The sequence below is a fragment of the Rubritalea sp. genome (genome assembly GCF_039830215.1).
GTDB lineage: Bacteria > Verrucomicrobiota > Verrucomicrobiia > Verrucomicrobiales > Akkermansiaceae > Rubritalea.
Window position 1 is genome coordinate 1 of sequence record NZ_JBDOPO010000145.1, and the last position, 2,588, is coordinate 2,588.

Here is a 2,588-nt window from a genome sequence, read left to right on the forward strand (position 1 = left end):
TTCGTCAGCTAGGCCCTCACAAGCCCCAGATCCATTACCTTCTACAAATGCTATCATGCGCGATACAAGCTTTACTCAATTCCCCCAAAACTAGCAACTGAAACAAGTCGTATTCCTCCGACAACTTGCATTCTGGTTCAAAATATCAATTATTGGAATCAACTACACCCCAAAGCACCCTACAGCCTTGATCGCACCTATACTCTAGAGTTCTGCGCAATATGATGCGCCATCGTTTACTACTCGGCTCGTTAGGAAATCCACCAGTAACGGATAAGAGCTATAGCATGATGCGCCTTGAACACCCTTAGCTCACGCCGAATAACTGATACGGCCAGAAAACTGGCTCTGCTAGAGCGAGTTTTTTTTTGCGGCTACAAAAAGGTGCCCAAAGCAGCCAGCCTAAGAGTCCCACTCGGTAGTCATTACAATCATGCATCTCAAGCAAAATCTGATTACTTCCGCTATCGATCAAAGCCTATCATGGTAAAGCCTAAGTCGAGCAACTTCGGCTTTAAAATCAGCATCCTCAAAGAAAACGAGAGTCAGCTTCATCAATATGACTGCAGCACTCCTAGCTCTCTTCGTCCATTCCGCATGGGCGTGGGGCACAGTGGGAACCAGCGCTGGTTTATTCCTAGCTGGCGCCACAGGCTTCTGCGGTATGGGCCTACTCCTCGCTAAAATGCCATGGAACCAAACGAGTACCAAAGCTGATGACTGTGGTGGGGGCTGAGGTTCCTAAAACGAGGGCTATGCGTGATATAGCCTCTCCATTAGCCATCTAGGCTACACATCTCACTCCTGCTCTAAGTCATTTAGAGTTGCGTGTATTTCACTCTAGAATCAAATAAAATAGCACAGCTGTAACTTTAGATTGCCATCTAACCTTATCCCTGTTTCCTTGATAGGTGATGACAACAGCCAAACCCACCCGCCACCGTGCGTTGACCAAATGGGTCAACAAAATGATCGACCTCTGTGAACCTAAAGACATTCATTGGTGTGACGGCTCACAAGACGAATGGAACCAACTTTCAAACGAGTTGGTTGACAAAGGCACTCTCATTCGTCTCAACCCTGAAAAACGCCCCAATAGCTTCCTCGCCCGGTCCTCCCCGTCTGACGTGGCTCGGGTCGAAGAGCGGACCTTCATCTCCACCAAACGTAAGGACCAAGCGGGACCAACCAACAACTGGTGTGAAGATGCCGAAATGAAGAAAATCATTCTCGAAAAATTTAAAGGTGCGATGAAGGGCAGAACGATGTACGTCGTGCCGTTCTGCATGGGGCCTCTGGATTCACCTCTTGCCAAGATTGGTGTCCAAGTCACAGATTCCGCATACGCTGTACTCAACATGCGCATCATGACACATATGGGAGCACATGTGTTAGATCGTCTCGAAAAAGAATCATTCGGAGAAATTGCATCCCGCCGCACTAGGCCTGGATTTTTCATCCCCTGCCTTCACTCAGTAGGCTCTCCTCTAGAAGAAGGCCAAGAAGATGTCCCCTGGCCATGCAACGACGAAAAATACATCGTTCACTTTGTTCGCTCACGTGAGATTGCATCCTATGGGTCTGGCTACGGTGGCAACGCATTGTTGGGTAAAAAATGCTTAGCACTCAGAATAGCCTCTAACATCGCACGCGAACACGACTGGATGGCCGAACACATGTTAATTTTAGGCCTAGAGTCTCCAGAAGGAGAAAAGACCTATATCACAGGAGCTTTCCCATCAGCCTGCGGGAAAACCAATCTTTCGATGCTAGTTCCACCTGAGCAATACCGCAAAGCTGGTTGGAAAACAAGCATTGTCGGTGACGACATTGCTTGGCTCTGGCCACATGAGGACGGAAAGCTCCACGCCATCAACCCTGAAACTGGCTACTTTGGTGTGGCTCCTGGCACCTCCTATGATTCGAACCCGAATGCAATGGAATCGATGAAGGAAAACTGTATCTTCACTAACGTAGCACTCACTGACGACGGAGATGTTTGGTGGGAAGGTATCGACGGCGAAGAGCCCGCACACCTCATCGATTGGCAAGGTAACGACTGGACCCCTGCTGAAGGTAGGAATGGAGTCAAAGCTGCCCACCCCAATGCTCGGTTCACTGCTCCCGCACACCAATGCCCCACGATTGACCCCGAGTGGCAAAACCCAGAAGGTGTACCTATTTCAGCTATCGTCTTTGGAGGTCGTCGCAAGACGACAATGCCACTGGTTTATCAAGGTTTCAACTGGCCTCATGGAGTTTACATCGGAGCTACTATGGGCTCAGAAACCACTGCAGCCGCGGCAGGAACAATGGGGGTTGTTAGGCGGGACCCAATGGCCATGCTTCCGTTCTGTGGATACAACATGGGCAACTACTTCACCCATTGGTTAGCTATGGGTAAGAAGATCGAAAACCTACCGAAGATGTTCCATGTGAACTGGTTTAGACTCGATGAAGATGGTAATTTCCTATGGCCTGGATTTGGCGAAAACATGCGTGTGTTAGAGTGGGTTGTTAACCGCTGTAAAGGGCGTGCACTAGGCCACGAAACAGCAATCGGCTGGGTTCCAAGGCGCGAAGAAATG

The 2,588-nt window shown here is 49.3% G+C and carries 2 protein-coding genes; both read left to right on the plus strand.

Features of this window, described 5'->3' with window-relative positions; translation table 11 throughout:
• Positions 1–559: 559 nt before the first annotated feature.
• The gene (locus ABGY95_RS04860) at positions 560–736 is read left to right on the plus strand and encodes a hypothetical protein (RefSeq protein ID WP_347440571.1); all 177 of its coding nucleotides are present in this window, start codon (positions 560–562) and stop codon (positions 734–736) included.
• 178 nt (positions 737–914) lie between these two features.
• A partial coding sequence (locus ABGY95_RS04865; RefSeq protein ID WP_347440572.1) for a phosphoenolpyruvate carboxykinase (GTP) occupies positions 915–2,588 on the plus strand: 1,674 nt, incomplete at its 3' end.

Coding starts and splice junctions, on each gene's coding strand:
- ABGY95_RS04860 (WP_347440571.1), top strand. CDS start 560: ATGACTGCAGCACTCCTAGCTCTCTTCGTCCATTCCGCATGGGCGTGG.